At 66.6% G+C, this 3,577-nt stretch carries 3 protein-coding genes; all 3 read right to left on the bottom strand.

The window, feature by feature from the left end:
• Positions 1–286: 286 nt before the first annotated feature.
• Complete coding sequence (gene lpdA / locus RTO53_RS19665) at positions 287–2,098, bottom strand: dihydrolipoyl dehydrogenase (RefSeq protein WP_312239346.1); 1,812 nt, start codon at positions 2,096–2,098, stop codon at positions 287–289.
• Between the two features lie 17 nt (positions 2,099–2,115).
• A complete protein-coding gene (locus RTO53_RS19660) occupies positions 2,116–2,742 on the bottom strand; it encodes a hypothetical protein (protein WP_312239347.1) in 627 nt (208 codons plus the stop codon).
• Positions 2,743–2,759: 17 nt separating this feature from the next.
• The coding region (locus tag RTO53_RS19655; RefSeq protein ID WP_312239345.1) for a 2-oxo acid dehydrogenase subunit E2 at positions 2,760–3,577 on the bottom strand (818 nt) is incomplete at its 5' end.

The following is a 3,577-nucleotide window of genomic DNA, read 5'->3' as shown; positions in this document are numbered from 1 at the left end:
TGTCCCCCGGCCGCGGTGCGGCCTCCTCCTTTATTTCGCCTCCAAGGGCATGGGGCCCAGCGCCCGACCCACCGACAGCCGCGCCGGAAAAGATTCAGGGCGCGCCTGGTGCTTGCCCCGCATACGGGCGAAGAACCTCTTCGCTCTCCGGCTGGTCAAGCAAAGGCCGCCTGCGCAGCGAAGCAAAGCGATCCCAATCAAAGAGACCACGGCCAACAAAAAACCCCGGCTTTCGCCGGGGTTCTTCGTTGCAGCAGCGTCACCACCCATGGCGGCGACCCGCCGGTTACTTCTTCTTCGGCATGTACAGATCGGTGATCGTGCCGTCGTAGATTTCCGCCGCCATCGCCACCGATTCGCTCAGCGTCGGATGCGCGTGGATGGTGTGGCCGATGTCTTCGGCTTCGGCACCCATCTCGATCGCCAGACCGATCTCGGCCAGCAGATCACCGGCGTGCACGCCCACGATCGCACCACCGACGATGCGATGGGTCTCCTCATCGAAGATCAGCTTGGTGAAGCCCTCGGTGCGACCGATACCGATCGCACGACCGCTGGCTGCCCACGGGAACTTGGCCACGCCCACCTTCAACCCCTTGGCCTTCGCCTCGGTCTCGGTCACGCCTACCCAGGCGATTTCCGGATTGGTGTAGGCCACCGACGGAATCACCCGCGCCACCCACTCCTTCTTCTCGCCCGAGGCCACTTCGGCCGCCAGCTTGCCCTCGTGCGTGGCCTTGTGGGCCAGCATCGGGTTGCCCACGATATCGCCGATCGCAAAGATGTGCGGCACGTTGGTGCGCATCTGCCGGTCCACCGGAATGAAGCCACGCTCGGTGACCTGCACGCCCGCCTTCTCGGCATCGATCTTCTTCCCGTTCGGCGAACGGCCCACGGCCACCAGCACACGGTCGAAGGCGCTTGCCTCCAGACCCGGCTTCTCGCCTTCCACCGCCGCCTCGAAGGACACCGTCACGCCCGACGCGTCGGCCTTGACGTCGGTCGCCTTGGTCTTCAGGTAGACCTCCACGCCCTGCTTCTTCAAGCGGTCGGCCAGCGGCTTGACCAGGTCCTTGTCGGCGCCCGGCATCAGCTGGTCCATGAACTCCACCACCGTCACCTTGCTGCCCAGCGCCGCATACACCGTCGCCATTTCCAGGCCGATGATGCCGCCGCCGACCACCAGCAGCTTGCCCGGCACATCGGCCAGTTCCAGTGCGTCGGTGGAGTCCATCACCCGCTTGTCGTCCCACGGGAAGTTCGGCAGCTTCACCGCCTGCGAACCGGCGGCGATGATGCACTGCTCAAAGCGCAGCAGCTGGGTCTTGCCGTCGTCGCCGACGATCTCCAGCTCGTTGGCCGAGACGAACCTGGCCAGGCCCTGCACCGTGCGCACCTTGCGCTGCTTGGCCATGCCGGCCAGGCCCTTGGTCAGCTGGGTGACCACCTTTTCCTTGTAGCCGCGCAGCTTGTCCAGGGTGATCGTCGGCTTGCCGAACTCGACGCCGAAATCACCGGCGTGGGCGACTTCATCGATCACCGCGGCGGCATGCAGCAGCGCCTTGGACGGAATGCAGCCCACGTTGAGGCACACGCCGCCGAGGCTGGCGTAACGCTCGACCAGCACCGTGTCCACGCCCAGATCGGCCGACCGGAAGGCGGCGGTGTAACCGCCCGGGCCTGCGCCCAGCACCACCATCCTGCATTCGATATCGGCCGGCTTGCCCGAGGACAACGCCGGCTGCGGGGCGGCCGGTTCGGCCGGGGCGCGGTGCGACGGCGTCACCGGCGGCTTGCTGGCCGGTGCCTCGGCCTTGGGCGCCTCGGCCTTGACCGGCGCAGCCGGTGCGGCGGCCTCACCTTCGGCCTCCAGCAGCAGCACCACGTCGCCTTCGGAGAGGTTGTCGCCGAGCTTGACCTTGATTTCCTTGACCACGCCGGCCGCCGAAGACGGCACTTCCAGCGTCGCCTTGTCCGATTCCAGCGTGACCAGGCCCTGGTCCTTCTTCACCGTGTCACCCACGGCGACCAGCAGTTCGATCACCGGGACACCGCTGTAATCGCCGATGTCGGGAACCTTGATTTCAATTGCGGCCATTGTTGTTCTCCTGGGGCTCAGCCGGCCTTGCCGGCGAGCAGTTGCTGCAGTTCGTCGAGCGACTCGTCCAGATCTTTCCAGCGACGGTCGAGCTTCTTTTCCTTGGTGTCGCTGGCTTCGATCAGCAGCGCCACCTGTTTCATCATCAGCTTGCCGCTGCCGCACTCCGGGCGCGGGCCGCTGTAACGCTGCCCGTCCACCTGGAAGGACAGCACCTCACCATCCAGCACCGCGGCCTTGCGATCGACCGGCACCGCCGCATCGAGCGCGGCCTGCCAGCTGTGCAGCAGGCGCTGCGCCAACGCGGCCGGAATGCTGACCTGGTACTGGTCCGGCGACTGGTCCACACGCAGTTCCAGGCCGCCACCGCGGGCGCTGTTGTTCCAGTTGTAGACGCGCTTGTCGGCGCGGCTGAAGCGCAGCGTCCATTCCTGTTCCTGGGTACCGGGCAGCAGCGCCACGCCGGTCTCGACCCCGCTCTTGGGCAGGGTCACCAGCGACAGCGCCGGCTGCGCCTTGCCCTCGAACAGGGTTTCCACCGCCTGGCCATAGTTGCCGACGGCCGGCGGCCAGCCGCGCCCCAGGCCGGACGCGCATTCCGCCGCGCCCGCCTGCGACGCCGGCAGCACCGCCAGCATCAGCATCACTGCCAGGCGCTGCCTCACAGCAGGACGCGCCGCATGTCGGCCAGCACCTGGGACAGATAGGTGGTGAAGCGCGCGGCCAGCGCGCCGTCGATGACGCGGTGGTCGTAGCTCAGCGACAGCGGCAGCATCAGCTTCGGGGCGAATTCCTTGCCGTTCCAGACCGGCTGGATCGACGACTTGGACACACCGAGGATGGCCACTTCCGGTGCATTGACGATCGGCGTGAACGCGGTGCCACCGATGCCGCCCAGCGAGCTGATCGAGAAGCAGCCGCCGCTCATGTCGGCCGGGCCGAGCTTGCCGTCGCGCGCCTTCTTGGCCAGTTCGCCCGATTCCTGCGCGATCTGCACCACGCCCTTCTTGTCGACGTCGCGGATCACCGGCACGACCAGGCCGCTCGGCGTATCGGCGGCGAAACCGATGTTGAAGTACTTCTTCAAGGTGAGGTTTTCGCCGCTGGCATCCAGCGAGGCGTTGAACTCCGGGAACTTCTTCAGCGCCGCGGCACTGGCCTTGACCAGGAAGGCGAGCATGGTCAGCTTGATGCCGGCCTTCTCGTTCTCCTTGTTCAACGCCAAGCGCAGGGCTTCCAGCTCGGTGATATCGGCCTGTTCGAACTGGGTGACGTGCGGAATCATGGCCCAGTTGCGGGCCAGGTTGGCGCCGGAGATCTTCTTGATCCGCGACAGCGGCTGCACCTCGACCTCACCGAACTTGCTGAAGTCGACCTTCGGCCAGGCCAGCAGGTTCAGGCCGCCGCCAGTGGCAACGCTGCCACCGCTCGCCGCGCCGCCACCGGTCAGGGCCGACTTGACGAACTTCTGCACGTCGC

It is taken from the genome of Stenotrophomonas sp. (genome assembly GCF_031995405.1).
GTDB lineage: Bacteria > Pseudomonadota > Gammaproteobacteria > Xanthomonadales > Xanthomonadaceae > Stenotrophomonas.
This window is presented reverse-complemented; position numbering and strand designations above follow the sequence as displayed.